General features: G+C 71.2%; 24 protein-coding genes. 7 read left to right on the top strand and 17 right to left on the bottom strand.

Translation table 11 applies throughout. From position 1 onward, the window contains the following. Positions 1–116: 116 nt before the first annotated feature. Positions 117–509, bottom strand: a complete 393-nt coding sequence (locus AB0L59_RS20750) for an SCO5389 family protein (RefSeq protein ID WP_365585542.1) — start codon at positions 507–509, stop codon at positions 117–119. A gap of 276 nt (positions 510–785) precedes the next feature. Here AB0L59_RS20750 and nucS point away from each other — a divergent pair, with 276 nt between their 5' ends. Further along, the gene (nucS, locus tag AB0L59_RS20745; RefSeq protein WP_365585539.1) at positions 786–1,457 is read left to right on the top strand and encodes an endonuclease NucS; all 672 of its coding nucleotides are present in this window, start codon (positions 786–788) and stop codon (positions 1,455–1,457) included. Positions 1,458–1,526: 69 nt separating this feature from the next. Here the strand turns inward: nucS and AB0L59_RS20740 are convergent, their stop codons facing one another. The 4 genes from AB0L59_RS20740 to AB0L59_RS20725 form a co-directional block, all read right to left on the bottom strand. Beyond that, positions 1,527–3,980, bottom strand: coding sequence for an ATP-binding protein (locus AB0L59_RS20740; protein ID WP_365585536.1), 2,454 nt, complete (start codon positions 3,978–3,980; stop codon positions 1,527–1,529). A 296-nt stretch (positions 3,981–4,276) separates the two neighbouring features. Next, positions 4,277–4,600, bottom strand: coding sequence for an STAS domain-containing protein (locus AB0L59_RS20735; RefSeq protein ID WP_055704184.1), 324 nt, complete (start codon positions 4,598–4,600; stop codon positions 4,277–4,279). 178 nt (positions 4,601–4,778) lie between these two features. Next, on the bottom strand, positions 4,779–5,627 hold the full coding sequence (locus AB0L59_RS20730) for a 3-hydroxyacyl-CoA dehydrogenase family protein (RefSeq protein WP_365585533.1): 849 nt from the start codon (positions 5,625–5,627) through the stop codon (positions 4,779–4,781). 373 nt (positions 5,628–6,000) lie between these two features. Further along, positions 6,001–6,642 (bottom strand): helix-turn-helix domain-containing protein, encoded by a 642-nt coding sequence (locus tag AB0L59_RS20725; protein ID WP_365585531.1) that lies wholly within the window; start codon positions 6,640–6,642, stop codon positions 6,001–6,003. Between the two features lie 80 nt (positions 6,643–6,722). On the opposite strand from AB0L59_RS20725, the gene AB0L59_RS20720 reads away from it, so the two are divergent. The 3 genes from AB0L59_RS20720 to AB0L59_RS20710 are packed head-to-tail and all read left to right on the top strand — an operon-like array spanning position 6,723 to position 8,854. Then, positions 6,723–7,508, top strand: a complete 786-nt coding sequence (locus AB0L59_RS20720) for an ATP-binding cassette domain-containing protein (protein ID WP_365585528.1) — start codon at positions 6,723–6,725, stop codon at positions 7,506–7,508. A 10-nt stretch (positions 7,509–7,518) separates the two neighbouring features. Further along, positions 7,519–8,268, top strand: a complete 750-nt coding sequence (locus tag AB0L59_RS20715) for an ABC transporter permease (protein WP_365585525.1) — start codon at positions 7,519–7,521, stop codon at positions 8,266–8,268. A 13-nt stretch (positions 8,269–8,281) separates the two neighbouring features. Continuing rightward, complete coding sequence (locus AB0L59_RS20710) at positions 8,282–8,854, top strand: cob(I)yrinic acid a,c-diamide adenosyltransferase (RefSeq protein WP_365585523.1); 573 nt, start codon at positions 8,282–8,284, stop codon at positions 8,852–8,854. A gap of 25 nt (positions 8,855–8,879) precedes the next feature. Here AB0L59_RS20710 and AB0L59_RS20705 read toward each other — a convergent pair whose 3' ends face one another. The 5 genes from AB0L59_RS20705 to AB0L59_RS20685 all read right to left on the bottom strand — a co-directional run bounded on the left by AB0L59_RS20705 (position 8,880) and on the right by AB0L59_RS20685 (position 12,407). Beyond that, on the bottom strand, positions 8,880–9,101 hold the full coding sequence (locus AB0L59_RS20705) for a hypothetical protein (RefSeq protein WP_365585520.1): 222 nt from the start codon (positions 9,099–9,101) through the stop codon (positions 8,880–8,882). Then, complete coding sequence (locus AB0L59_RS20700) at positions 9,101–9,502, bottom strand: hypothetical protein (protein ID WP_365585517.1); 402 nt, start codon at positions 9,500–9,502, stop codon at positions 9,101–9,103. The genes AB0L59_RS20705 and AB0L59_RS20700 overlap by 1 nt, the downstream gene beginning before the upstream one ends. A 77-nt stretch (positions 9,503–9,579) precedes the next feature. Then, positions 9,580–11,043, bottom strand: coding sequence for a HAMP domain-containing sensor histidine kinase (locus tag AB0L59_RS20695; protein WP_365585514.1), 1,464 nt, complete (start codon positions 11,041–11,043; stop codon positions 9,580–9,582). Beyond that, a complete protein-coding gene (locus tag AB0L59_RS20690) occupies positions 11,040–11,744 on the bottom strand; it encodes a response regulator transcription factor (RefSeq protein ID WP_365585511.1) in 705 nt (234 codons plus the stop codon). The genes AB0L59_RS20695 and AB0L59_RS20690 overlap by 4 nt, the downstream gene beginning before the upstream one ends. Positions 11,745–11,834: 90 nt before the next feature. After that, complete coding sequence (locus tag AB0L59_RS20685) at positions 11,835–12,407, bottom strand: hypothetical protein (RefSeq protein ID WP_365585508.1); 573 nt, start codon at positions 12,405–12,407, stop codon at positions 11,835–11,837. Positions 12,408–12,579: 172 nt separating this feature from the next. On the opposite strand from AB0L59_RS20685, the gene AB0L59_RS20680 reads away from it, so the two are divergent. The 3 genes from AB0L59_RS20680 (at position 12,580) to AB0L59_RS20670 (ending at position 16,356) form a co-directional block, all read left to right on the top strand. Then, positions 12,580–13,764, top strand: a complete 1,185-nt coding sequence (locus AB0L59_RS20680; protein ID WP_365585506.1) for a histidine kinase — start codon at positions 12,580–12,582, stop codon at positions 13,762–13,764. Beyond that, the gene (locus AB0L59_RS20675; protein ID WP_365585503.1) at positions 13,761–14,402 is read left to right on the top strand and encodes a response regulator transcription factor; all 642 of its coding nucleotides are present in this window, start codon (positions 13,761–13,763) and stop codon (positions 14,400–14,402) included. The genes AB0L59_RS20680 and AB0L59_RS20675 overlap by 4 nt, the downstream gene beginning before the upstream one ends. A gap of 133 nt (positions 14,403–14,535) precedes the next feature. After that, positions 14,536–16,356 (top strand): glycoside hydrolase family 18 chitinase, encoded by a 1,821-nt coding sequence (locus AB0L59_RS20670; RefSeq protein ID WP_365585502.1) that lies wholly within the window; start codon positions 14,536–14,538, stop codon positions 16,354–16,356. A gap of 14 nt (positions 16,357–16,370) precedes the next feature. Here AB0L59_RS20670 and AB0L59_RS20665 read toward each other — a convergent pair whose 3' ends face one another. The 7 genes from AB0L59_RS20665 to AB0L59_RS20635 all read right to left on the bottom strand — a co-directional run bounded on the left by AB0L59_RS20665 (position 16,371) and on the right by AB0L59_RS20635 (position 22,923). Continuing rightward, on the bottom strand, positions 16,371–16,817 hold the full coding sequence (locus AB0L59_RS20665) for a DUF2550 domain-containing protein (protein WP_031171908.1): 447 nt from the start codon (positions 16,815–16,817) through the stop codon (positions 16,371–16,373). A 154-nt stretch (positions 16,818–16,971) separates the two neighbouring features. Beyond that, positions 16,972–17,346: a F0F1 ATP synthase subunit epsilon gene (locus AB0L59_RS20660; protein WP_365585499.1), complete on the bottom strand. Its 375-nt coding sequence runs from the start codon at positions 17,344–17,346 to the stop codon at positions 16,972–16,974. A 112-nt stretch (positions 17,347–17,458) separates the two neighbouring features. Then, on the bottom strand, positions 17,459–18,895 hold the full coding sequence (gene atpD, locus AB0L59_RS20655) for a F0F1 ATP synthase subunit beta (protein ID WP_365585497.1): 1,437 nt from the start codon (positions 18,893–18,895) through the stop codon (positions 17,459–17,461). Continuing rightward, complete coding sequence (locus AB0L59_RS20650; RefSeq protein ID WP_365585495.1) at positions 18,896–19,813, bottom strand: F0F1 ATP synthase subunit gamma; 918 nt, start codon at positions 19,811–19,813, stop codon at positions 18,896–18,898. Between the two features lie 21 nt (positions 19,814–19,834). Beyond that, positions 19,835–21,427: a F0F1 ATP synthase subunit alpha gene (gene atpA, locus AB0L59_RS20645; RefSeq protein WP_069778689.1), complete on the bottom strand. Its 1,593-nt coding sequence runs from the start codon at positions 21,425–21,427 to the stop codon at positions 19,835–19,837. A gap of 132 nt (positions 21,428–21,559) precedes the next feature. Then, the gene (locus tag AB0L59_RS20640) at positions 21,560–22,375 is read right to left on the bottom strand and encodes a F0F1 ATP synthase subunit delta (protein ID WP_365585493.1); all 816 of its coding nucleotides are present in this window, start codon (positions 22,373–22,375) and stop codon (positions 21,560–21,562) included. Then, a complete protein-coding gene (locus tag AB0L59_RS20635; protein ID WP_365585491.1) occupies positions 22,372–22,923 on the bottom strand; it encodes a F0F1 ATP synthase subunit B in 552 nt (183 codons plus the stop codon). Before AB0L59_RS20635 ends, AB0L59_RS20640 begins: the two co-directional genes overlap by 4 nt. Positions 22,924–22,934 lie beyond the last annotated feature (11 nt).

The following is a 22,934-nucleotide window of genomic DNA, read 5'->3' as shown; positions in this document are numbered from 1 at the left end:
CCCGCCGCCGGCTCCCCGGCCGCCTTGGGGGCTTGCCGCCCCAGTACTGAATGCACCTCCCGCGTGTGGAGCGGCAAGCAAGCAGCTCACGTCCCGTGCCGTACCGGGGCTGCCCGTCAGCAGTCCCGGAGCTCCGGCGACTGGTTCAGCAACTGGCTGCGTACCGACGTGAAGCGGGCCAGCGTCTCGTCCACCGAGGGGTCGAGCGGGAAGACCGCCACCCGGTGGCAGTTCTGGAAGGCCAGCCGCACACCGAAGTGCCGCTGCAGGGCGCCGCGGATGGCGTCACTCGCGAGCGCACGCAGCAGCTGTCCGCGTGCCTGCTCGTCCGGCGGGGGCGTCTGGTTGTCGGCGAACGATCCGCCGTCGACCTTCAGCTGGGCCACCAGGGAGCTGATCATCTCCCATGCGTAGGGCAGGGAGGTCCGGACGCAGTCGACGAATGCTGCTTCGTCGACCTCGCCTCGCTCGGCCTGTTCGAGTAGGGCCGGTGAGACGTCGAGCGACATGGGTACTCCTCTCGCACCCCCGCGGAGCAGGGGTTGCCGGACAGGTATGGGAGTTCGCGATATCGAACACGCTCAGTACATAGATGGCGACCTCCCGTTTACTACGGTAGGCAACGGTAGGTGACGGCACCAGCAGAATGCGTATATGGAACGGTCCCGTTACGGGCACAATCGGCCAGGGATGAACAAGAGTTTCCAGGGACAATTGGGGCGATCGATCGGGAGCGGGACGGGCGGATCGCGCGCACCGACGGGCGTCGAGTAGCGTTGCCGACCATGCGTCTCGTCATCGCCCGCTGCTCGGTCGACTACGCCGGCCGGCTCACCGCCCACCTGCCCTCGGCACCCCGCCTGATCCTGGTCAAGGCGGACGGCAGCGTCTCCATCCATGCCGACGACCGGGCCTACAAGCCCCTCAACTGGATGTCGCCGCCCTGCACGCTGAAGGAGGGCACCGGCGAGGAAGAGGGCGTCTGGACGGTCGTCAACAAGACGGGCGAGAAACTGATCATCACGATGGAGGAGATCCTCCACGACTCCTCGCACGAACTCGGCGTGGACCCCGGTCTGATCAAGGACGGCGTGGAAGCGCACCTTCAGGAGCTGCTCGCCGACCGCATCGAGACGCTGGGCGACGGCTATACGCTGATCCGCCGCGAGTACATGACGGCGATCGGGCCGGTGGACATCCTGTGCCGGGACGCGGACGGCCAGACGGTCGCGGTCGAGATCAAGCGCCGGGGCGAGATCGACGGCGTGGAGCAACTCACCCGCTATCTCGAGCTGTTGAACCGCGACCCCCACCTGGCGCCGGTCCGCGGCGTCTTCGCCGCCCAGGAGATCAAGCCCCAGGCCCGCGTCCTCGCCACCGACCGCGGCATCAACTGCCAGATCCTCGACTACAACGCCCTGCGCGGCATCGAGGACGACAAGCTGCGCCTGTTCTGAGGGCCGCCGTCCGGCGCCGCCCGCACCTTCTTGCGGCGCCCGCCGTCCTCCGCCGGTGACGAGGCGGCCTCACATCACCGCCTCCGTGGACGCCGGCGCGCTCTGCGAGCTCACCGCGCTCCCCGACGTCTGCGGCGTCGTGGGGCCGCTCGCCGAGTCCGTCGTGGACGGCGTCGTACCGCCCGTCGGGGTCGGAGTGGTCGTCGGGTCCGTCGGGGAGGACGTCGGCGTGGACGAGGTGGGTGTGCCCGTGGGCGTCGACTTGGTCGGCGTCGGCGAACCCGGCTTCGTGGTGTGCGACTTGGACGGCGTCGGCGAGGTGCCCCCGCCGCCCGTGCCCTTGGTCCCGCTCGGACCGGCCGACGGCGTCGTGCCCGGCTCCGAAGGCGTCGGGTCGTCCGTCGTGCCGTAGGTGCCGTCGGGACCCGGGTCCGTGGGCCGGGTGGCGGTCGGCATCGAGCCGGAGCCCGACGTCGGGCCCTTCTTCGGGTCCGCGCCGAGCGTGCCGTCGTCCGTGCCCTGGCTCGCCGACGGGTTGATGTCCACCTTGCCCGCCGGGTTCTTGTCGGCGTTCTCGTTGGACGTCATGCCGAGCGTCACGACCGTACCGAGCACGGCGGCGAGCAGCGCCCCGGAGCCGACCGCCACGAGGTTGCGGCGGGCCAGCCGTCTGAGGCCCCCGCCGCTCGCCGTGGCGGCCGGGAGCCGTTGGGTGACGAGGGGATCGCCGAGCGGTACGTACGGCGGCGGCGCCGACTCCTCGTGCCGTATCTCCGGCGGCTCCTCCCCCGCCGTCGCCGCGAACCCGACCACCTCGCCCGAGCGGTCGGCGACCAGCGCGAGGGCCCGGCGCCCGGAGACGGTGCCCCGCTTGTCGGCGAGCGCGCCCCGCAGCCCGATGGACGCCTCCAGCTCGGCGCGAGCCCGGTCGAGTTGGCCCCCGCAGAGCGCGAGGACGCCCAACTCATGGTGGAAATAGGCTTGTTCGTGTACCTCACCGGCCAGCCGGGAGGCCTCAGCGCCGGAGCGAAGGGCCCGTTCCCAGGCACTCCAGTGCAGCCCGGCGGCGAACGCGGGCGCGGCCGTCCTGGCGAGCCGTACCGCGCAGCTCGTCTCCCCTTCGGCGGACGGCACCGTCTGCGGGACGATCGCGGCGATCGCGGCCAGCAGCGCGTCCGCCTCCGCGGACACCCGCTCGGGGGTGACCGAGGGGTGCCCGGCCCACCAGGCGTAGTGCTCGGCGGCGGCCAGCGCCTGCTCCTGGGCGTCGTCGGCGTACCCGGCGGCCTCCAGCTGGGTCAGCACTCCCGCCGCGAGGCGGTAGCGGGAGCCGACCGGGGAGACCAGCCCGCAGCTCGCCAGCTCGCCGAGGGCGGCGTCGGCGTGGGTGTCGCCGATCAGCGCCGGCAGATGCGCCTGGTGCGGCACCTCACCGCCGAGGGCGACGGCGAAGCGCAGGGTGGCACGGGCGGAGGCGCTGAGCCGGGAGGCCAGCAGCGGGGCGGGCGCCGCGGCCTCGCCGAGGGAGGGCAGCGGAACGTCCTCCTCCAGCTCCACCGGCAGCTCCATGGGCGGGCGCACACCGGGTCGTACGTCCTCGAAGACGCCGTACTCGTCCACCACTCCGGCGCCGGCCCGCAGCAGGTCGCGCTGCCGGAGCAGGGCTCCGGCCTGGACGAACCGCAGCGGCAGCCCCTCGGACTCGAACCACAGGTCGCCCGCCCAGTTGGCCTCCTCCTCGGTGAGCACACGGCCGACCGCCCGCTCCAGGATCTCCACGCCGCCGGCACGGTCCAGGCCGCTGAGGAAGACCTCCTCGACCGCGGACTCGGCGGACGGCGCGGGCACGTCCGGGGTGGCGCCGATCAAGAAGGCGCACTCGGGGGTGGCGTCCAGCAGCTCGTCCAGGGCGGCGCCGCCGAAATCGATGTCGTCCAGGACGACGACCGCGCCGATCTCGCCGACCAGCGCGTGCAGTTCGTCCGGTTCCGGGCGCTGGTGCGGGGCGTCGTAGACGGCGTGGAAGAGGTCGTGCAGGACGTCGGCGGCGGTGCGGCGGAAGCCGCTGAGCCGGACCACACCATCGGGGGCGAGGTCCAGGCAGTCCTCGGCGACCAGGTCCAGCAGGGCGGTACGGCCGCAGCCGCCGGGGCCGGTGAGCCGTACCGAGCGGCCACGGGCCAGCAGCCGCACCAGCCGCTCGCGTTCGTCCTGGCGTTCCAGCAGGGAGAGCGCCGGCTGGGCGGGACCGGGCGGCACGGGCGGCCGGCCGGCGCGCTCGGCCTCGGCGCGCTCGGTCGCGGTGCGCTTGTGGGGCCGCTCCGGCCGCTGGGCCGGCGGGCAGGGTTCTATCTCGCTGCCGTCGACGGGGTTGACGGTCAGCAGCAGGTCGCCGGCCACGAGCCGCGTCGTACGGGCGAGCGCGGGCGCGCTCTGACCGAAGTCGGAGGTCAGGGATTCCCGGGGCGGGCGGCGGCTGTGCGCCTGGCCGTGCTCCTCGGGTCCCGGGTTGATCGGGTCCATAGGTTCAAGCCCCCCAAAAGCGTCGTGTGCCCGTGATTGCGGCCCCTCCCGGCCTCGTCGCGCACCGCGCTGTCGCTTCTGGTCCGGGCCCGCTCGATCGAGGGTTGCGAGGCGGCGGGCGACCGAACCCTAAACCTTCGCTCAGTATCTCCGACAGGGCGGGGTGCCGTGCGGTCCGAGACGTCACAGTCCGGTGAGGATTGCCCCCGACGTGCCCTTCGGCGGCTGCGCCCGGGTCACCCCCGTCGCCCCTTTCCCACCCGCTCGCGGTGCCTGCGCCTCGGCCGTCCGGCGGCTCACACCCGGGGCAGCGACTCCACCCCGATGCCGCCCTCGATGGCGAGGATGCGGTGCAGCCGGGTCGCCACCAGCAGGCGCTGCATCTGCGGCGGGACGCCGCGCAGCACCAGACGGCGACCGCAGCGGCCGGCCCGCCGATGGGCACCCATGATCACCCCGAGTCCGGTGGCGTCCCAGGAGTCCAGTTCGGACAGGTCGAGCACCAGGTCGCCGACTCCGGTGTCGACGGCCGTGTGCAGGGCCGTACGGGCGTCCGCCGCGCTGCGGACGTCGAGGCGGCCCCCGACGACCAGCTCGGCATGGTCGCCCCTGATGTGCATATGCGCTCCCCGTTGCGTGCGGTTGGCGTACTTCGGTGACGATGGTGACGATGCTGTGCACCGTCTGACTGCGTGAGTGCCGGTGCGGTTGCTGCTTGTAAGCGAACCGATACCGAATTCACCCCGGGGGGTGATATTCCCGGGGTGAATGTCCGGCGTATGCCTGTACGGGTGGATCTCAGTACTTGTAGAAGCCCTGCCCGCTCTTGCGGCCGATGTCACCGGCGTCCACCATCCGGCGCATCAGCTCCGGCGGGGCGAACTTCTCGTCCTGGGACTCGGTGTAGATGTTGCTGGTGGCGTGCAGCAGGATGTCCACGCCGGTGAGGTCGGCGGTGGCGAGCGGGCCCATGGCGTGGCCGAAGCCCAGCTTGCAGGCGAGGTCGATGTCCTCGGCCGTGGCGACCCCGGACTCGTAGAGCTTGGTCGCCTCCACCACGAGGGCGGAGATGAGCCGGGTGGTCACGAAGCCGGCCACGTCCCGGTTGACGACGATGCAGGTCTTGCCGACGGACTCGGCGAACTCCCGTGCGGTGGCGAGGGTTTCGTCGCTGGTCTTGTAGCCGCGGACCAGCTCGACGAGCTGCATCATCGGCACGGGGGAGAAGAAGTGGACGCCGACGACCCGTTCGGGGTGCTCCGTGGCCGCCGCGATCTTGGTGATCGGGATGGCGGAGGTGTTGGAGGCGAGCACGGTGTCCTCGCGCACCAGCTTGTCGAGCGTGCGGAAGATCTCGTGCTTGACCTCCAGCTTCTCGAAGACGGCCTCGACGACGACGTCCGCGTCGGCTGCGGCGTCCAGGTCGGTGGTGGCGGTGATGCGGGCCAGGGAGGCGTCGGCGTCGTGCGCCTCCATCTTCCCCTTGCTCACGAACTTGTCGTACGAGGCCTTGATGCCGTCGGTGCCACGCTTGAGTGCCTCGTCGGTGACGTCGCGCAGAACGACGTCCCAGCCCGCCTGCGCGGCGACCTGAGCGATCCCGGACCCCATGAGGCCGGCCCCGATGACGGCGAGCTTCCGTGCCACTCCGACTCCCCTTTGAACGCGCTCCAAGTCTGCTTCTCCGGCGGACCATAGCGCTCCGGCGGCGCTGTGTGACCGGGAAGTAACGCGTGTCACGCGTCTCAGGGCGTGAGACAACCGTCACGTCTCGGTCGGCGGACTCGGCGATCCTCCCGTCGGCGGATCCGACCGGATCGCGGACGCGGCGGCCGGAGCGTCAGCCCCCTTCCGCTTCATGCTGGTTGGCGCTTCACGGACCGTCCGGCGCCGAGGTCTCCACACCCTGCGACCCGCATACCCGCCGGCCGGTGCGTTCCGTGCCCCCTTCGGTGTCTGCGGCCTTCCACCGGACATGACGGCCGGCCCTGCCGGCGGGGCCCCTTCGGCGGCAGCGTGCTCAGACCGCTCCCCGGACGGCGTAGTTCAGGACCCGTTCGCTCAACAGGTCCTCGATGTCGTCGAGGAGGACGAGTACCTCTCGGGACACTTCGGCCGGTTCGCGGCCCGCGAGCATCTCGCGGCCGATGGCGGTGAAGACCGTCTGGTGGATCCAGCAGATCTGACCGGCCATCAGGTCCGGCAGCGGATCGTCGTCGCCGGCGCCGGTCTCCTCGCGCAGGGCCGCCGTCACGGTGTCGTGGATCTCCTGCTGGAGGCTCCAGAGGCGGGAGCGCAGCGCGGGCGCCTCGTGGATGACCCGCATGAAACGGTCGTAGCCCTCCGTCAGGCCGACCCGGGGCGAGACGGCCTCGACCTCGCCGCGCAGTTCACGCAGGACGGCGCGCGCGGCGGACTCCCCCGCGTCCCGACCCCGGACCCAGCGGGCGAGGCGGTCGGTCATGCCGGCGGAGCGGTCGAAGAAGAGGTCCTCTTTGGCGGGGAAGTAGTTGTAGACGGTGTTGACGGAGACGTTGGCCGCCTCGGCGATCTCGGCGACGGTGACCGCCTCGAAGCCGCGCTCCAGGAACAGGCCCGTGGCGACATCGGAGATGTACTGCCGGGTCTGCCGCTTCTTCCGCTCCCTGAGCCCCTCTGCCATGTCCGCATCCTAGCTTCGCTGGGGACGATGAATACTTGGAGTCATTGCAAAACTTAAGAGACTCTGTTTTTCTGGCTCGTATGGCAGCAGTCATCAGCGCGGCGGGACTCGCCCGCACCTTCCAGACCAAGGCCGGGCCCGTGCGGGCCGTGCGCGGCGTCGACCTCGCCGTCCGCGAGGGCGAGATCCTCGGCTTCCTCGGCCCCAACGGCGCCGGCAAGACGACCACCCTGCGCATGCTCACCACCCTGCTGAAGCCGACCGGCGGCGCGGCCACGGTCGCCGGGCACGACCTGGCGACGGATCCGGCGGGAGTGCGCGCGGCGAGCGGCTACGTCGCCCAGTCCGGCGGCGTGGATCCGCAGATCACCGTGCGGGAGGAGTTGGTCACCCAGGGGCGGATGTACCGCCTGGCGAGGGGCGCGGCCGCGGAGCGTGCCGAGGAGCTGGCCCGGGAGCTGGATCTCACCGCGTTCCTGGACCGCAGGGCCGGTGCGCTCTCCGGCGGTCAGCGCCGCCGGCTGGACATCGCGATGGCGCTCACACACCGGCCGAAGGTGCTGTTCCTGGACGAGCCGACGACCGGCCTCGACCCGGGCAGCCGCGCCGACCTGTGGGACCTGGTGCGCCGGCTGCGCGACGAGCACGGTACGACCGTCTTCCTGACCACCCACTACCTGGACGAGGCCGACGCCCTGGCCGACCGCCTGGTGATCGTGGACCGGGGTGTGGTCGCGGCCGAGGGCACGCCGAGCGCGCTGAAGCTCGAGTACGGCGGCTCGATCGACGCCGGCCTCCAGGACACCTTCCTCGCCATCACCGGCCGCGGCCCCTCCCCGGCCGACCCCGCCCCTGTCGCCGTCTAGGGATCCAGAGATGCTTCTGAACGACACGGCCCTCGTCTACGGCCGCTACCTCCGCCAGTCCCTGCGCTCCCGCTTCGCCCTCCTCTTCGGGGTGCTCACTCCGCTTCTCCATCTGCTCTTCTTCGGTCCGCTGCTCACCCACCTCCCGCTCGGCGGCACCGGCAGCTCCTGGCAGGTGCTCGTCCCCGGCCTGCTGCTCCAACTCGGGTTGTTCGGCGCCCTGTTCGCCGGGTTCACGGTCATCGTGGAGAAGGGGCAGGGGGTGGTGGACCGGATGCGGGTGACCCCGGTCAGCCGGCTCGCGCTGCTGCTCGGACGGGCGCTGCGGGACGCCACGGTCCTCGTCTTCCAGGCGGTGCTGCTGGTGCTGGCCGCGGTGGTGATGGGAATGCGGGCGCCGCTCACGGGCGTGCTGATCGGCTTCGCCTTCGTCGCCCTGCTCACGGTCTCGCTGGCCTCGCTGTCGTACGCGCTCGGGATGAGGGCCCGCACCCCGCAGGAGTTCGGTCCACTGATCAACATGGTGTCGATGCCGTCGATCCTGCTGTCCGGCCTGATGCTCCCCATGACCCTGGCACCCGCGTGGCTGAACGTGCTGTCGCACTGCGTCCCGTTCCGCTATCTGGTGGACGCGGTGCGCGACGCGTACGTCGGCCACTACACGAGTGCGCACATGGTCTACGGCGTCCTCGTCGCCGTCGGCTCCGCCGCCCCGGCCGTGACGGTGGGCACACGAGTGTTCCGGACGGCCGGGGCATAACTACGCTGGCCGTATGGTCAATCTGACGCGTATCTACACCAGGACCGGCGACAAGGGCACCACCAACCTCGGCGACATGAGCCGGGTGCCGAAGACGGACCTCAGGATCTCCGCGTACGCGGACGCCAACGAGGCCAACGCGGTGATCGGCACCGCGATCGCGCTGGGCGGCCTGGAGGCGGAGGTCGTCACGGTCCTCACGCGCGTCCAGAACGACCTGTTCGACGTGGGTGCGGACCTGTCGACGCCGGTGGTGGAGAACCCCGAGTTCCCGCCACTGCGGGTGGAGCAGTTCTACGTCGACAAGCTGGAGGCGGACTGCGACCGCTTCAACGAGCAGCTGGAGAAGCTCCGCTCCTTCATCCTGCCCGGCGGCACGCCGGGCGCGGCCCTCCTCCACCAGGCCTGCACGGTCGTACGCCGGGCCGAGCGCTCCACCTGGGCGGCCCTGGAGGCCCACGGCGACACGATGAACCCGCTGACGGCCACCTATCTCAACCGGCTGTCCGACCTGCTGTTCATCCTGGCTCGGGTGGCCAACAAGGAGGTCGGGGATGTGCTGTGGGTCCCCGGTGGGGAGCGCTGAGCTCCGCCGCCGGGGACCCCGCACGTCAGCGGTCCGTGCCGCTCGCCGCGTCCCGGTCGGCGGCGGCGGCCGCGGACTCGGCCGCGTTCACCTTCTTCTGCATCTCCGCGTACCCGGAGGGGGTACCGGAGGCGGGCGGCGTACTCGGCGCGGCCCCGTCGTGGTGGGCGCAGCCCGCGGTGAGCGCCATCAGGAGGGCGACCGCGGGCGCGGCGACCGCCGGCCGCAGCACCCGCCGCGCCCGCATCAGCTCGCCGCCTTCCCGCCGGAGTTGTCCTGGCACCAGGTCCGGACGTCGTTCAGGTCCTTCTCGCGCTGCTTCAGGTTGGTGACCAAGGACTTGCGGAAGTCCAGGCGGTCCTGGAGATAGGTGGCGACCTGGGTGTGTCCCGCCTTCTTCGCGTTGTCCACGCGCTGCTGCAGCCGGGCCACCGAGCCACGGGTGCCCGCTCCCGCGTCCAGCCGCTTCAGCGCCCGCTGGATGTGCCGGTCGATCTTGGGCACACGCTTGCACAGTTTCTGCGACCCGTCTCCGGTGGGTCCGGGCGCGGGGCTGCTGTCGGCCGCGGCCACCCCGCCGGCTCCGACCAGTACGGCCGCCGCGGCGACCCCTGCGAACAGCGTGCGCGCACGTCGTCGTCCGTTCATCTGTCTCTCGGTTCCCTTCCCGGACGGCCCGGTCGTCCCCTTCCGAACGGCCCGTCGTCCGTCCGACGAGACCGAGGCTAGGAAGGGTCTTTGGGGAAACTCTGTGACCGGTTTGCCCCGGCTGTGCCGATCAGCCAGTCCCGTCGGCCGGGCAACGCTCCGCCGTCGGAGGGCAGCCGTACCGCGAAGCGCGCGCCGGTTCCGTCGGGGCCGTCGGTGACGGTGACGCTCCCCCGGTGCAGGGCCGCCTGCTGGGCGACGAGGGTGAGGCCGAGGCCGGAGCCGGCGCTGCCCGGGCCCCGACGGAACCGCTCGAAGACGCGGGCACGGGCGTCGGCCGGTACGCCGGGGCCGTGGTCGTCGACCGTGATGAGGACCTCGCCCGGGCCGCCGGTCACGCCGACCCGCACCCGGGCCCGGCCCTGTGCGTCGCGGCCGTGCGCGAGGGCGTTGCCGAGCAGGTTGTCGAGCAGGAGCCGCAGACCCGGCTCCCAGCCGTGCACGGTGAGGCCGGCTGCCGCGTCGAGGGTGATGTCGGCGTCCGGCGCGCGGCGCCGGGCCTCGGCCACGGCGGCGTCGGCGAGGTCGGACGGGTCGACGGGACGGAATGCCTCCGCCTCCACGAGGTCCGCGCGCCCCAGGTCCCGCAACATCACCAGCAGACCGAGCAGCCGGGCGTGTTCGCGGTGCAGGTCGGCCAGGACCTCGGCGCGTTCGGCTGCCGGCAGGTCGGGATGGCCGGTGAGGATGTCGAGGTTGGTGCCCATGCTCATCAGCGGGGTGCGCAGTTCGTGTGCGGCCGCCGAGGAGAAGGAACGGGCGGTGTCCAGGGCCTGGCCGGTGCGGGCGGCCTGTTCGTCGTAGCGGGCGAGGACGGTCCGAAGGGTCGCGGCCAGCTCGTCGACCTCCCGCACCCCGGTGCGCTCCTCGGACGGCCGGACCGTGCTGGTGCGCGGGTCGAGGCCGGCGGTGCGGCGGGTGAGGCGGGTCAGGGGCGTGCTCGCCCGGGCGGCCAGGCCCCAGGCGAGCAGCCCGGACAGGGGTGCGGCGAGCACCGCGGTGAGGAGCACCCGGTTGCGGACGAGCCGGACCTGGGTGCGGTCGGCGGTGTCGGGCGAGAACAGCCACAGCGTGCCCGGGACAGCGGCGGCCCGGACCGGCCGGGCCAGGACCCGCCAACTGCGCCCGTCCGCGCGGAGGGTGACGAAGCCGGCGGACCGGTCCGGCAGCGTCACGGCGGGGCCGGGCTGGGGGCCGCCGCTGAAGGTGGTGCCCGTGGCGACGAGCCGTACGCCGACGTCGAGGGCGGAGCTGAAGAGCTGCCGCTCCCGGGTGTCGGCGGCCTTGGGGCGGCCGTCGGCCGAGGCCCGCAGCAGCGCCCGGGCGTCCGGCGCCAGGGCCACCGCGCGCTCACGCAGATGCTGGTCCTCGGCCCGGTGCAGGTCCCGTGCGACCAGCTGCAGCAGCAGCCAGCCGGCGGCGAGCACGAGCAGCGGGACGGTGCAGCCGACGGCGAGGGCGATGCGGGTGGAGAGTCTCACGGTGTGCCCCGTGGTTCCCTGAGCACGAAGCCGACGCCCCGCACGGTGTGGATCAGCCGGCCGCCGCCGTCCGCCTCCAGTTTGCGCCGCAGATAGCTGACGAAGGTGTCGACGGCGTCGGTGCGCACGTCGAAGTCGTAGCCCCACACCCGCTCCAGGAGCTGGTCGCGGGTGAGGACCAGGCCGGCGTTGCGGGCGAGCACCTCCAGCAGTTCGAACTCGCGCCGGGTGAGGTCGAGGGGCCTGCCGGCCCGCTCGGCGGCGCGGGCGGCCGGGTCGATCACCAGGTCCGCGACCCGCAGTTCGGCGCGGCCGGCCGGCGGGCGGCGGCGCAGCAGGGCGCGCAGCCGCAGCACCAGTTCCTGCAGGGCGAACGGCTTGACCAGATAGTCGTCGCCGCCCGCCTGGAGCCCGGCGATCCGGTCGGCGGTCTCGTCCAGCGCGGAGAGCATCAGCACGGGCAGGTCGCGGCCCTCGTCGCGCAGCCGGGTGCACACCTCGATGCCGCTCATGCCGGGCATCGACACGTCGAGCACCAGCACGTCGGGGGGCGCGTCCCGGATCGCCGCCAGCGCCTCGGGGCCGTCGGCGGCGGTCCGCACCGCGAAGCCGGCGAGCCGTAGGCCACGCTCCAGCGAGCGCCGGATCGCCGCGTCGTCGTCGACGACCAGCACCGCACCGCGGTCCGCCGTGTCCGTCATGCGCCCTCCTCGTCGCCGGGTCAGGGTACGACCCGCCGGTGAGCGCGCGGCAGGGGGGCGGGGGTTTCGGCTGCCGGGGCGACGGGCGGCTCAGGGGCGGCGGCCGGACACGCGGTGCGCAGCCCGGCCGGCCGGCTCCCGCCTCGGCAACAGCGTGTAGCTGACGGCGACGACCACGTTGACGGCGAGGACCACGAGCAGCCGCGGCTGCCAGGCCCGCAGCGGATCGGTGTCGCGGCCGCCGCCGACGTACCAGGCGACGCCCTGGAGCAGGGCGAGAGCGACGGCACAGGCGAGGATCCAGCGGCCCGCGACCTTCCACCCGTGAGCGGCTCGGGCCGTGCCGTACCCGGGAGGCTTGGCCGGGCGCGGGCCGCCCGCGAAGCGGTGGGCCACCCGGGCGTCGGCCCATATGAGGGTGGAGTGCCCGAAGCCGGCCGTGAAGCCGATGGAGACGGCGGCCAGTCCGTGCCGCCAGTCGGGTGCGGCGCCGTTCCTCAGGTCGGTCGCGGTCACGACGAGGAGCACCAGTTCCAGCAGGGGTTGGCAGAGCAGCAACGCCGCGCTCGCACGGCGCCGTTCGAGCAGGTGGCGCACGGCCGGTCCGGGTGCCGGCAGCACCCAGAACGCCACCTCGCAGGCGATGATCAGTCCGACGATCACGGTTCGCTCCCCTCGCCCGCCCTCCAGGCTCCCGGCTCCCGGCGCGCGGGGCGCGGGGCGCGGGGCGCGGGGCGTCGTCGGCGCGGGCGAACCCGGCGTAAGCGAAAGTTGCAGTCCGGGACCCTGCCCGGGGAGCAGGCGGGCGGGGCTCGGGCCGTGTTGGATGGAGGGCATGCCTCTCGTACTCCCCCGCCCCCACCGCGACGACGTGCGGATCGCCGTGGGCGGGCTGCTCGGCGGGGTGCTGATGTGGCTCTTCGGCATTCATCCACGGGTGCCCTCGGACCCCCTCGTACTGTGGGCGGCGCCCTGGGCCCCGCTGGTACCGCTGGCGCTGACGGCCGCGTGCGAGCCGCTGCGCCGCAGCCGGCCGCGCATCGGTCTGCTGGTGGGCACCCTCGCACTGACCCTGGACACGGTGACCCTGGGCAGCGTGGTCACGGTCGTGCTGTACACCGACCTGATGTACGCGGCCGTCCTGTACGGCACCCCGTCCTCCGCCCGCCGCATCCCCTGGATCACCGGGCTGCTGACGGTGCTCGGCGGAGTCGTACCGGCCGCCTTCTGGCGCGATCCGCAGGCGCTGCTGATCGGTGTGGGCGTCGGCGTGGTGGCGCTCGCGCCGGCCGCGACCGGCTGGGTGGTGCGCAACCACCGGGACGCCGCCGAGGCCGCCCGGCTGCGCGCCGAGCAGACCGCGCTGCTCGCCGAGATGGACCGGGCACAGGCGGTCACGGCCGAACGGGCACGGATGGCACGGGAGTTGCACGACATGGTCGCCAACCACCTGTCCGCGATCGCCATCCACTCCACCGCCGCGCTGTCCCTGGACGATCCGCGGACCTCCCGGGACGCCCTGGCGGTGATCCGGGAGAACAGCGTGGCGGGGCTGGCCGAGATGCGGCGCCTGATCGGCATTCTGCGGGACAGCGGCGGTGACCTGGAACCGGCCGCCACGCCGACGCTCGACGGCCTGGCCACCCTGGTCGGGGGCGCCCGCGCCAATGGCCTGGACGTCCACCTGGAGGCCGGCCACGGCCGGGTGCCCGCGCCGGTGGAGCTGGCCGCGTACAGGATCGTGCAGGAGTCCCTGACCAACGCGCTCAAGCACGCGGCGCCGGGGTCCGTGAGCGTCGCCCTGCGGCGGGCCGACGGCACCCTGCGCATCGAGGTCAGCAGCCCCTACCGGCCCGGCGACACCCCGCGCGCCCCCGGCTCGGGCTCGGGGCTCACCGGGATGCGGGAGCGGGCGGCGTTGCTCGGCGGCACCTTCGCGGCGGGACCCGAGGCCGGCCGGTGGGCCGTACGCGCCGCGCTTCCCCTCATCGACACCAAAGCCGAAGGAGGCTCCCCGTGATCCGAGTCCTGGTCGCCGAGGACCAGTCCGCCGTACGCGCCGGCCTCGTGCTGATCCTGCGCAGCGCGCCGGACATCGAGGTGGCCGGGGAGGCGGCGGACGGTGAGCGGGCGGTGGAGCTGGCGCGCGAACTGCGCCCGGACCTGGTGCTGATGGACGTACAGATGCCGCGCCTGGACGGGGTGTCGGCGACCCGGCAGATCGTCGCGGAGCGGCTCGCGGACGTCCTCGTGCTGACCACCTTCGACCTGGACGAGTATGTGTTCGGGGCGCTGCGGGCGGGGGCGGCCGGGTTTCTGCTGAAGAACACCGAGGCGCGGGACCTGCTGGAGGCGGTGCGGACGGTGGCACGCGGCGAGGGGATCGTCGCGCCGGCCGTGACCCGGCGGCTGATCGCCGAGTTCGCGGCCGGTCCGGCACGGCGGACGAAGGCGGATCCGGCCGTCCTCGACGGGCTGACCCGGCGCGAACGGGAGGTGCTGTCCTGTGTCGGCCAGGGCCTGTCGAACGCCGAGATCGCCGGACGGCTGGAGATGGCGGAGGGCACGGTGAAGACGCATGTCAGCCGGCTGCTGGCCAAGCTGGAGCTGCGCAGCCGGGTCCAAGCAGCCGTGCTGGCCCAGGAGTTGGGGATCTAGCGGCGTTGCTGCAAATTGGTCCAGACCTATTGACCGGTGGTCCAGACCTTTCTACTCTCGCAGCACCGTGGGCGTGGAGGCTCAGTCATGCCCACGCCACTCCTGACATTCCCCCATACCGAGGAGGCGCACCATGCGCTTCAGACACAGAGCCGCGGCAGGCTTCGCGACCCTGTTGCTTCCCCTGGCCGGCCTCGTCGGACTCGCGAGCCCCGCCCAGGCCGCGACCAACGCGACGGCGAGCTTCACCAAGACCAGCGACTGGGGAACCGGCTTCGGCGGTCAGTGGACCATCAAGAACACCGGTACCACCGGCATCAGTTCCTGGACCGTCGAGTGGGACTTCCCCTCCGGTACGTCCGTCACCTCCGCCTGGGACGCGGACGTCACCAGCTCCGGCAACCACTGGACCGCCAAGAACAAGTCCTACAACGGCACCCTCGCCCCCGGCGCCTCCGTCTCCTTCGGCTTCAACGGCTCGGGACCGGGCTCGCCGAGCAACTGCAAGCTCAACGGTGACAGCTGCGACGGCACGACGGCCCCCGGCGACGCCGCCCCGAGCGCGCCCGGCACCCCGACCGCCTCGAACATCACCGACACCTCGGTGAAGCTCTCCTGGGGCGCGGCCACCGACGACAAGGGCATCAAGAACTACGACGTCCTGCGCGACGGCAAGGTCGTCGGCACCGTGACGACCACGTCGTACACGGACACCGGGCTGACCGCCGGCACCGACTACTCCTACACCGTGCAGGCCCGCGACACCGCCGACCAGACCGGCCCGGTCAGCGGCGCGGTCAAGGTGCACACCACCGGCGGCACCACCACTCCCCCGACCACCGGTGACAAGGTCAAGCTCGGCTACTTCACCGAGTGGGGCATCTACGGCCGCAACTACAACGTCAAGAACCTGGTGACGTCCGGCTCGGCCGCGAAGATCACGCACATCAACTACGCCTTCGGCAACGTCACCAACGGCCAGTGCGCCATCGGCGACGCCTACGCCGACTACCAGAAGACGTTCACCGCCGACCAGTCGGTCAGCGGCGTCGCCGACACCTGGGACCAGCCACTGGCCGGCAACTTCAACCAGCTGCGCGAGCTGAAGGCCAAGTACCCGAACCTCAAGGTGCTGTGGTCCTTCGGCGGCTGGACCTGGTCCGGCGGCTTCGCCCAGGCCGCGGCCAACCCGGCCGCGTTCGCCGACTCCTGCTACAACCTGGTCGAGGACCCGCGCTGGGCCGACGTCTTCGACGGCATCGACATCGACTGGGAGTACCCCAACGCCTGCGGCCTGTCCTGCGACACCAGCGGGGCGGCGGCCTTCAGGAACGTGCTGGCCGCACTGCGCGCCAAGTTCGGTTCGAGCAAGCTCGTCACGGCCGCGGTCACCGCCGACGGCACCTCCGGCGGCAAGATCGAGGCCGCGGACTACGCGGGTGCCGCCCAGTACGTCGACTGGTACAACGTGATGTCGTACGACTTCTTCGGCGCGTGGGACGCCCAGGGCCCCACCGCCCCGCACTCCCCGCTCACCTCGTACTCCGGCATCCCGAAGGCGGGCTACACCACCGCCGACGCGATCGCCAAGTACAAGTCCATCGGGGTGCCCGCGTCCAAGCTGCTCATCGGCATCGGCTTCTACGGCCGCGGCTGGACCGGCGTCACCCAGGACGCCCCGGGCGGCACGGCCACGGGACCGGCAGCCGGCACCTACGAGCAGGGCATCGAGGACTACAAGGTGCTCAAGACGTCCTGCCCCGTCACCGGCACCATCGCCGGTACGGCCTACGCCCACTGCGGCAGCAACTGGTGGTCGTACGACACCCCGTCGACCATCGCCGGGAAGATGAGCTGGGCCAAGTCCCAGGGCCTGGGCGGTGCGTTCTTCTGGGAGTTCAGCGGCGACACCAGCGACGGTGAGCTGGTGAACGCCATCAGCAGCAACCTGTAGTACCCGAAAGAGTCCTAAGCGACATTGACGCGCTGACCGGGCGGGGCTGCTTCCAGCCACGCGAGGAATCCGGTCAGCGCGTCTTCGCTCATGGCGAGTTCGAGGCGCGTGCCCCGATGGGTACAGGCGAGGACGACCGCGTCGGAGAGCAACGCCAGTTCCTCCTCGCCCTCGGGGAGCCGGCGGCCCGCCACCTCGATGGCGGCGCGCTCCAGGGTACGGCGCGGGCGGAATGCGTAGGAGAAGACGCGGTACCACTCGATGCGGTCGCCGTTGTACCGGGCGACGCCGTAGGACCAGCCCTTTCCGTTGGCGTCCGGTTTCTCGGCCACGTCCCAGCGCAGGGAACAGTCGAAGGTGCCGCCGGAGCGCTGGATGAGCCTGCGGCGCAGCCCGAACAGGAACAGTCCCACCACCACGAGCGCGACCACGATCCCGCACACAGTCAGAGCGAGGACCATCGGCACCGACCTCCTCGTCTCCTAGGTAGGGGAACTGCTTCTGTTACTGAGTAATGAAACGGAAAAAACACCCACATCTGCCTCAGCCGCGACCGGCACCGGATTGCTCCGGGCCGGCCGCGGCTGAGTGATGTCAACGTACAACGCGGCTGGGTCAGCGCCCCGTCGCAGCACGCAGTCGGACGTCCGCGCGGCGCTCGGCGGCGGCGTCGCCCTCCGCCTTCGCGCGCTCCAGCTCCCGCTCCGTGCGCTGGACATCGATCTCGTCCGACAGCTCGGCGATCTCGGCCAGCAGCGAGAGCTTGTTGTCCGCGAACGAGATGAAACCGCCGTGCACCGCGGCGACGACCGTCCCACCTTCACTCGTACGGATGGTCACCGGGCCCGACTCCAGCACACCGAGCAGCGGCTGGTGACCGGGCATGACGCCGATGTCGCCGGACGTGGTGCGCGCGACGACCAGGGTGGCCTCACCGGACCAGACCTGGCGGTCGGCGGCGACCAGCTCGACGTGCAGCTCAGCAGCCAAGGGTGGCTCCTCGGGTCACCACCCGGCAGGGGCGCCGGGTGTTGGGGTCAATTCTAAAGGGCGTGGATGAGGGGGCGGGACGCGCCCGCCCCCTCACACGAACTCAGGGAGTTCAGGAGACGCCCAGCTCCTTGGCGTTGGCCTTGAGGTCCTCCAGGCCACCGCACATGAAGAACGCCTGCTCCGGGAAGTGGTCGTACTCGCCGTCGCAGATCGCGTTGAACGCCGCGATCGTCTCGTCCAGCGGGACGTCCGAACCGTCCACGCCGGTGAACTGCTTGGCGACGTGGGTGTTCTGGGACAGGAAGCGCTCCACGCGACGGGCACGGTGGACGACGAGCTTGTCCTCCTCGCCGAGCTCGTCGATACCGAGGATCGCGATGATGTCCTGCAGGTCCTTGTACTTCTGCAGGATGTTCTTCACGCGCATGGCCGCGTTGTAGTGGTCCTGCGCGATGTAGCGCGGGTCCAGGATCCGGGACGTCGAGTCCAGCGGGTCCACGGCCGGGTAGATGCCCTTCTCCGAGATCGGACGGGACAGCACCGTCGTCGCGTCGAGGTGGGCGAAGGTGGTGGCCGGGGCCGGGTCGGTCAGGTCGTCGGCGGGGACGTAGATCGCCTGCATCGAGGTGATCGAGTGACCGCGGGTCGAGGTGATGCGCTCCTGCAGGAGGCCCATCTCGTCGGCCAGGTTCGGCTGGTAACCCACCGCGGACGGCATACGGCCGAGCAGCGTGGAGACCTCGGAACCGGCCTGCGTGAAGCGGAAGATGTTGTCGATGAAGAACAGCACGTCCTGCTTCTGGACGTCACGGAAGTACTCGGCCATGGTGAGGCCGGCCAGCGCGACGCGCAGACGGGTGCCCGGGGGCTCGTCCATCTGACCGAAGACCAGCGCGGTCTTGTCGATGACGCCCGAGTCGGTCATCTCCTCGATGAGGTCGTTGCCCTCACGGGTGCGCTCACCGACACCGGCGAACACGGAGACACCGTCGTGGTTGTTGGCGACACGGTAGATCATCTCCTGGATGAGCACCGTCTTGCCGACGCCGGCGCCGCCGAACAGGCCGATCTTGCCGCCCTTGACGTACGGGGTGAGCAGGTCGATGACCTTGACGCCCGTCTCGAACATCTCGGTCTTGGACTCGAGCTCGTCGAAGTTCGGGGCCTTGCGGTGGATCGGCCAGCGCTCGCCGTCGTAGGTCTCGTCGACGTTCAGCACCTCACCGAGGGTGTTGAACACCTTGCCCTTGGTGAAGTCGCCGACGGGGACGGAGATGGCCGCGCCCGTGTCGGTCACCGGGGCCTGGCGGACCAGACCGTCGGTGGGCTGCATGGAGATGGTGCGGACCAGGCCGTCACCCAGGTGCTGGGCGACCTCCAGGGTCAGGAGCTTCTTCTCGCCCGCGTTCGCCGGGTCGGCGACCTCGACGTGCAGGGCGTTGTAGATCTCCGGCATCGCGTCGACGGGGAACTCCACGTCGACGACCGGGCCGATGACCCGGGCGACGCGGCCCGTAGCCGTCGCGGTCTCAACAGTGGTGGTCATTTATCGGTCACTCCCCGCGGTCGCGTCGGCCAGGGCGCTCGCGCCACCGACGATCTCGCTGATTTCCTGGGTGATTTCGGCCTGGCGGGCCGCGTTGGCAAGACGGGAGAGCGTGTTGATCAGCTCGCCCGCGTTGTCGGTGGCCGACTTCATCGCGCGCCGCGTGGCGGCGTGCTTCGAAGCGGCCGACTGGAGGAGCGCGTTGTAGATACGGCTCTCCACGTAGCGCGGCAGCAGGGCGTCGAGGACGTCCTCCGCCGAGGGCTCGAAGTCGTACAGCGGGAGGATCTCGCCCTTGGGGGCGGCCTCCTGCGCGACCTCTTCGAGACGCAGCGGCAGCAGCCGGGCGTCGAGCGCCGTCTGCGTCATCATCGAGACGAACTCGGTGAACACGATGTGGAGTTCGTCCACACCGCCGTCCGCCGTCTCCTTCTCGATGGCCTCGATCAGGGGCGCCGCGACCTTCTTGGCGTCCGCGTACGTCGGCTCGTCCGTGAAGCCCGTCCACGACTCCGTGACCTTGCGCTCACGGAAGTTGTAGTGGGCGACCCCGCGCCGGCCGACGATGTACGTGTCGACCTGCTTGCCCTCGCGCTCCAGGCGCTCGGTCAGCTGCTCCGCCGTCTTGATGGCGTTGGAGTTGAAGGCGCCGGCGAGGCCCCGGTCGCTCGTGAGGAGCAGCACCGCGGCACGGGTCGGGTTCTCCGGCTCCGTGGTGAGCGGGTGCTTGGTGTTCGAGCCGGTGCCGACCGCCGTGACCGCGCGCGTCAGCTCGGTCGCGTACGGCGTGGAGGCCGCCACCTTGCGCTGCGCCTTGACGACGCGCGAGGCGGCGATCATCTCCATCGCCTTCGTGATCTTCTTGGTCGCGCTGACGGATCGGATGCGACGCTTGTAGACCCGGAGCTGGGCTCCCATGAGTCAGGTCCCTTCCTTACGTCACTTGGCGGCAGCGGCAGGAACGTCCTCGCCGAGCAGCTTGCCGTCCGAGGTCTCGAACTGCTTCTTGAACTCGGCCACCGCGTCGTCGATCGCCTGGATCGTGTCGTCCGACATCTTGGCGCCCTCCTTGATGGAGGTCATCAGGCCCTGGTGCTTCCGGTGCAGGAAGTCGATCAGTTCCTTCTCGAAGCGGCGGATGTCGGCGACCGGGACGTCGTCCATACGGCCGTTGGTGCCGGCCCAGACGGAGACGACCTGGTCCTCGGTGGCCATCGGCTGGTACTGGTCCTGCTTCAGCAGCTCGACCATGCGCGAGCCGCGCTCCAGCTGCGCCTTCGAGGCCGCGTCCAGGTCGGAACCGAAGGCGGCGAACGCCTCCAGCTCACGGAACTGGGCGAGGTCCACGCGGAGGCGGCCGGAGACCTGGCGCATCGCCTTGTGCTGCGCGGAACCACCGACTCGGGAGACGGAGATACCGACGTTCAGCGCGGGACGCTGACCGGCGTTGAACAGGTCCGACTCCAGGAAGCACTGGCCGTCGGTGATGGAGATGACGTTGGTCGGGATGAACGCCGAGACGTCGTTGGCCTTGGTCTCGACGATCGGCAGACCGGTCATCGAACCGGCACCCATGTCGTCGGAGAGCTTGGCGCAGCGCTCCAGCAGGCGGGAGTGCAGGTAGAAGACGTCACCCGGGTAGGCCTCACGGCCCGGCGGGCGGCGCAGCAGCAGGGACACGGCGCGGTAGGCGTCGGCCTGCTTCGAGAGGTCGTCGAAGATGATGAGGACGTGCTTGCCCTCGTACATCCACTGCTGGCCGATGGCCGAACCGGTGTACGGCGCCAGGTACTTGAAGCCGGCCGGGTCGGACGCCGGGGCGGCGACGATGGTCGTGTACTCCAGGGCGCCGTTCTCCTCCAGCGCGCGGCGCACGCCGGCGATGGTGGAGCCCTTCTGGCCGATGGCGACGTAGATGCAGCGGACCTGCTTCTTCGGATCGCCGGTGCGCCAGTTGTCGCGCTGGTTGATGATCGTGTCGACGGCCAGGGCGGTCTTGCCGGTCTGGCGGTCACCGATGATCAGCTGGCGCTGACCACGGCCGATCGGGGTCATCGCGTCGACGGCCTTGTAGCCGGTCTCCATCGGCTCGTGCACCGACTTGCGCTGCATGACCGTGGGGGCCTGCAGCTCCAGCGCGCGGCGGCCGGACGTCTCGATCTCGCCGAGGCCGTCGATCGGGTTGCCGAGCGGGTCGACGACACGGCCGAGGTAGCCCTCGCCGACCGCGACGGAGAGGACCTCGCCGGTGCGCGTGACCGGCTGACCCTCCTCGATGCCGCTGAACTCACCGAGGACGATGGCACCGATCTCGCGCTCCTCGAGGTTGAGGGCGAGGCCGAGGGTGCCGTCCTCGAACTTCAGCAGTTCGTTGGCCATGGCCGAGGGAAGACCCTCGATCTTCGCGATGCCGTCGCCGGCAAGGGTGACCGTACCGACCTCCTCGCGCGAGGCCGCGTCCGGCTTGTACGACTGGACAAAGTTCTCCAGCGCGTCCCGGATCTCCTCCGGCCGGATCGTGAGCTCCGCCATCTGGGTTCCCTGCTCTCCTTGTTGGGCCCGAAGTTTCACTTGGGGGGTCTGGGGGCGACCCCCAGGAATCCTCTGCACGGCCCAACCAGGGCCGTAAGTACGTACTGCTTTTCTCGAGATATCGAGTTGCTGCTAGCTCGCCATGCGGCGGGCGGCGTCGTCCAGCCGGTCCGCGAGAGAGCCGTTGATGACCTCGTCACCGACCTGCACCCTGATACCGCCGATCACCTCGGGGTCCACGTCCAGGTTGAGGTGCATCCGGCGTCCGTAGAGCCTGGTCAGAGCGGCGCCGAGGCGCTGCTTCTGGCCGTCGCTCAGCGGCACCGCCGAGGTGACGACTGCGACCATGCGGTCCCGGCGCTCGGCGGCCAGCTTGGACAGGGACTCCAGTCCCGCTTCCAGGCTACGTCCACGCGGCGCGGTCACAAGGCGCGTCACCAGACGCTCCGTGACCGGCTTGGCCCGCCCGCCGAGCAGCCGGTGCAGCAGCTCGGTCTTGGCCGGCGTACCGGCGGCGCGGTCGGTCAGCGCGGCGCGCAGCTCGGTGCTGGAGGAGACGATCCGGCCGAACCGGAACAGCTCGTCCTCGACGTCGTCGAGGGTGCCCGTCCCCTGCGCGGCCGTGAGGTCGGCGATGTTCGCCAGCTCCTCCAGCGCGTCCACCAGGTCGCGGGGCTGCGACCAGCGGGAGCGCGCCATCCCGGCCACCAGGTCCGCGGCGGACCCGCTGACCTGCCCACCGATCAGACGCTGGACCAGTTCCGCCTTGGCCTCCGCGGGCTGCGCCGGGTCGGTGAGGACCCGGCGCAGGCCGGCCTCGCGGTCGAGCAGCGCGGTGACGGCCGCCAGCTCGTCCGCGAGCGAAGCGGCGTCCACGGACGTGGAGTCCGTCAGCGCGTCGAGACGCTCACGTGCGGCTGCCAGGGCCTCGCGGCTCGCTCCGTTCATCGCGTGGCCTCGGCCTTCTCCTCGAGCTCGTCGAGGAAGCGGTCGATCACACGGCTCTGGCGGGCGTGGTCCTCGAGGGACTCGCCGACGAGCTTGCCGGCCAGTTCGGTGGCCAGCTTGCCCACGTCCTGACGCAGCGTCTGCGCGGCGGCCTTGCGGTCGGCCTCGATCTGGGCGTGACCGGCGGTGACGATCTCCTCGCGCTGCCGCTGGCCCTCTGCCCGCATCTCGGCGATGAGGGCGGCACCCTGCTCCTGCGCCTCCTGGCGCAGGCGCGCGGCCTCGTGCCGGGCCTCGGCGAGCTGGGCCTTGTACTGCTCAAGGACGCTCTGGGCCTCGACCTTCATGGCGTCGGCCTCTTCGATACCGCCTTCGATCGCCGCGCGGCGCTCCTCCAGAACCTTGTTGATGTTCGGAAGCAGCTTCTTCCAGAAGAAGAAGAACACGATGGCGAAGGCGATGGTGCCGACGAGCAGCTCGGGGCCCGGGGGGACGAGCGGGTTCTGCTCGGTCTCCTCGGCCGCCAGCTGTACCAGGTTGGCGATCACATCAGTGCCTT

It is taken from the genome of Streptomyces sp. NPDC052109, assembly GCF_040680195.1.
Classification (GTDB): Bacteria; Actinomycetota; Actinomycetes; order Streptomycetales; family Streptomycetaceae; genus Streptomyces.
Note: the sequence above shows the minus strand (reverse complement) of the source record. Positions and strands in the feature narration are given on the sequence as shown.

What these genes read in the sequence shown, in the direction of transcription:
- AB0L59_RS20650 (WP_365585495.1), bottom strand. Translation starts at nt 19,813, where the DNA reads ATGGGAGCCCAGCTCCGGGTCTACAAGCGTCGCATCCGATCCGTCAGC.
- AB0L59_RS20670 (WP_365585502.1), top strand. Translation starts at nt 14,536, where the DNA reads ATGCGCTTCAGACACAGAGCCGCGGCAGGCTTCGCGACCCTGTTGCTT.
- AB0L59_RS20705 (WP_365585520.1), bottom strand. Translation starts at nt 9,101, where the DNA reads ATGCGGGCGCGGCGGGTGCTGCGGCCGGCGGTCGCCGCGCCCGCGGTC.
- atpD (WP_365585497.1), bottom strand. Translation starts at nt 18,895, where the DNA reads ATGACCACCACTGTTGAGACCGCGACGGCTACGGGCCGCGTCGCCCGG.
- AB0L59_RS20680 (WP_365585506.1), top strand. Translation starts at nt 12,580, where the DNA reads ATGCCTCTCGTACTCCCCCGCCCCCACCGCGACGACGTGCGGATCGCC.
- AB0L59_RS20690 (WP_365585511.1), bottom strand. Translation starts at nt 11,744, where the DNA reads ATGACGGACACGGCGGACCGCGGTGCGGTGCTGGTCGTCGACGACGAC.
- AB0L59_RS20740 (WP_365585536.1), bottom strand. Translation starts at nt 3,980, where the DNA reads ATGGACCCGATCAACCCGGGACCCGAGGAGCACGGCCAGGCGCACAGC.
- AB0L59_RS20710 (WP_365585523.1), top strand. Translation starts at nt 8,282, where the DNA reads ATGGTCAATCTGACGCGTATCTACACCAGGACCGGCGACAAGGGCACC.
- AB0L59_RS20735 (WP_055704184.1), bottom strand. Translation starts at nt 4,600, where the DNA reads ATGCACATCAGGGGCGACCATGCCGAGCTGGTCGTCGGGGGCCGCCTC.
- nucS (WP_365585539.1), top strand. Translation starts at nt 786, where the DNA reads ATGCGTCTCGTCATCGCCCGCTGCTCGGTCGACTACGCCGGCCGGCTC.
- AB0L59_RS20640 (WP_365585493.1), bottom strand. Translation starts at nt 22,375, where the DNA reads ATGAACGGAGCGAGCCGCGAGGCCCTGGCAGCCGCACGTGAGCGTCTC.
- AB0L59_RS20720 (WP_365585528.1), top strand. Translation starts at nt 6,723, where the DNA reads ATGGCAGCAGTCATCAGCGCGGCGGGACTCGCCCGCACCTTCCAGACC.
- AB0L59_RS20715 (WP_365585525.1), top strand. Translation starts at nt 7,519, where the DNA reads ATGCTTCTGAACGACACGGCCCTCGTCTACGGCCGCTACCTCCGCCAG.
- AB0L59_RS20665 (WP_031171908.1), bottom strand. Translation starts at nt 16,817, where the DNA reads ATGGTCCTCGCTCTGACTGTGTGCGGGATCGTGGTCGCGCTCGTGGTG.
- AB0L59_RS20725 (WP_365585531.1), bottom strand. Translation starts at nt 6,642, where the DNA reads ATGGCAGAGGGGCTCAGGGAGCGGAAGAAGCGGCAGACCCGGCAGTAC.
- AB0L59_RS20700 (WP_365585517.1), bottom strand. Translation starts at nt 9,502, where the DNA reads ATGAACGGACGACGACGTGCGCGCACGCTGTTCGCAGGGGTCGCCGCG.
- atpA (WP_069778689.1), bottom strand. Translation starts at nt 21,427, where the DNA reads ATGGCGGAGCTCACGATCCGGCCGGAGGAGATCCGGGACGCGCTGGAG.
- AB0L59_RS20750 (WP_365585542.1), bottom strand. Translation starts at nt 509, where the DNA reads ATGTCGCTCGACGTCTCACCGGCCCTACTCGAACAGGCCGAGCGAGGC.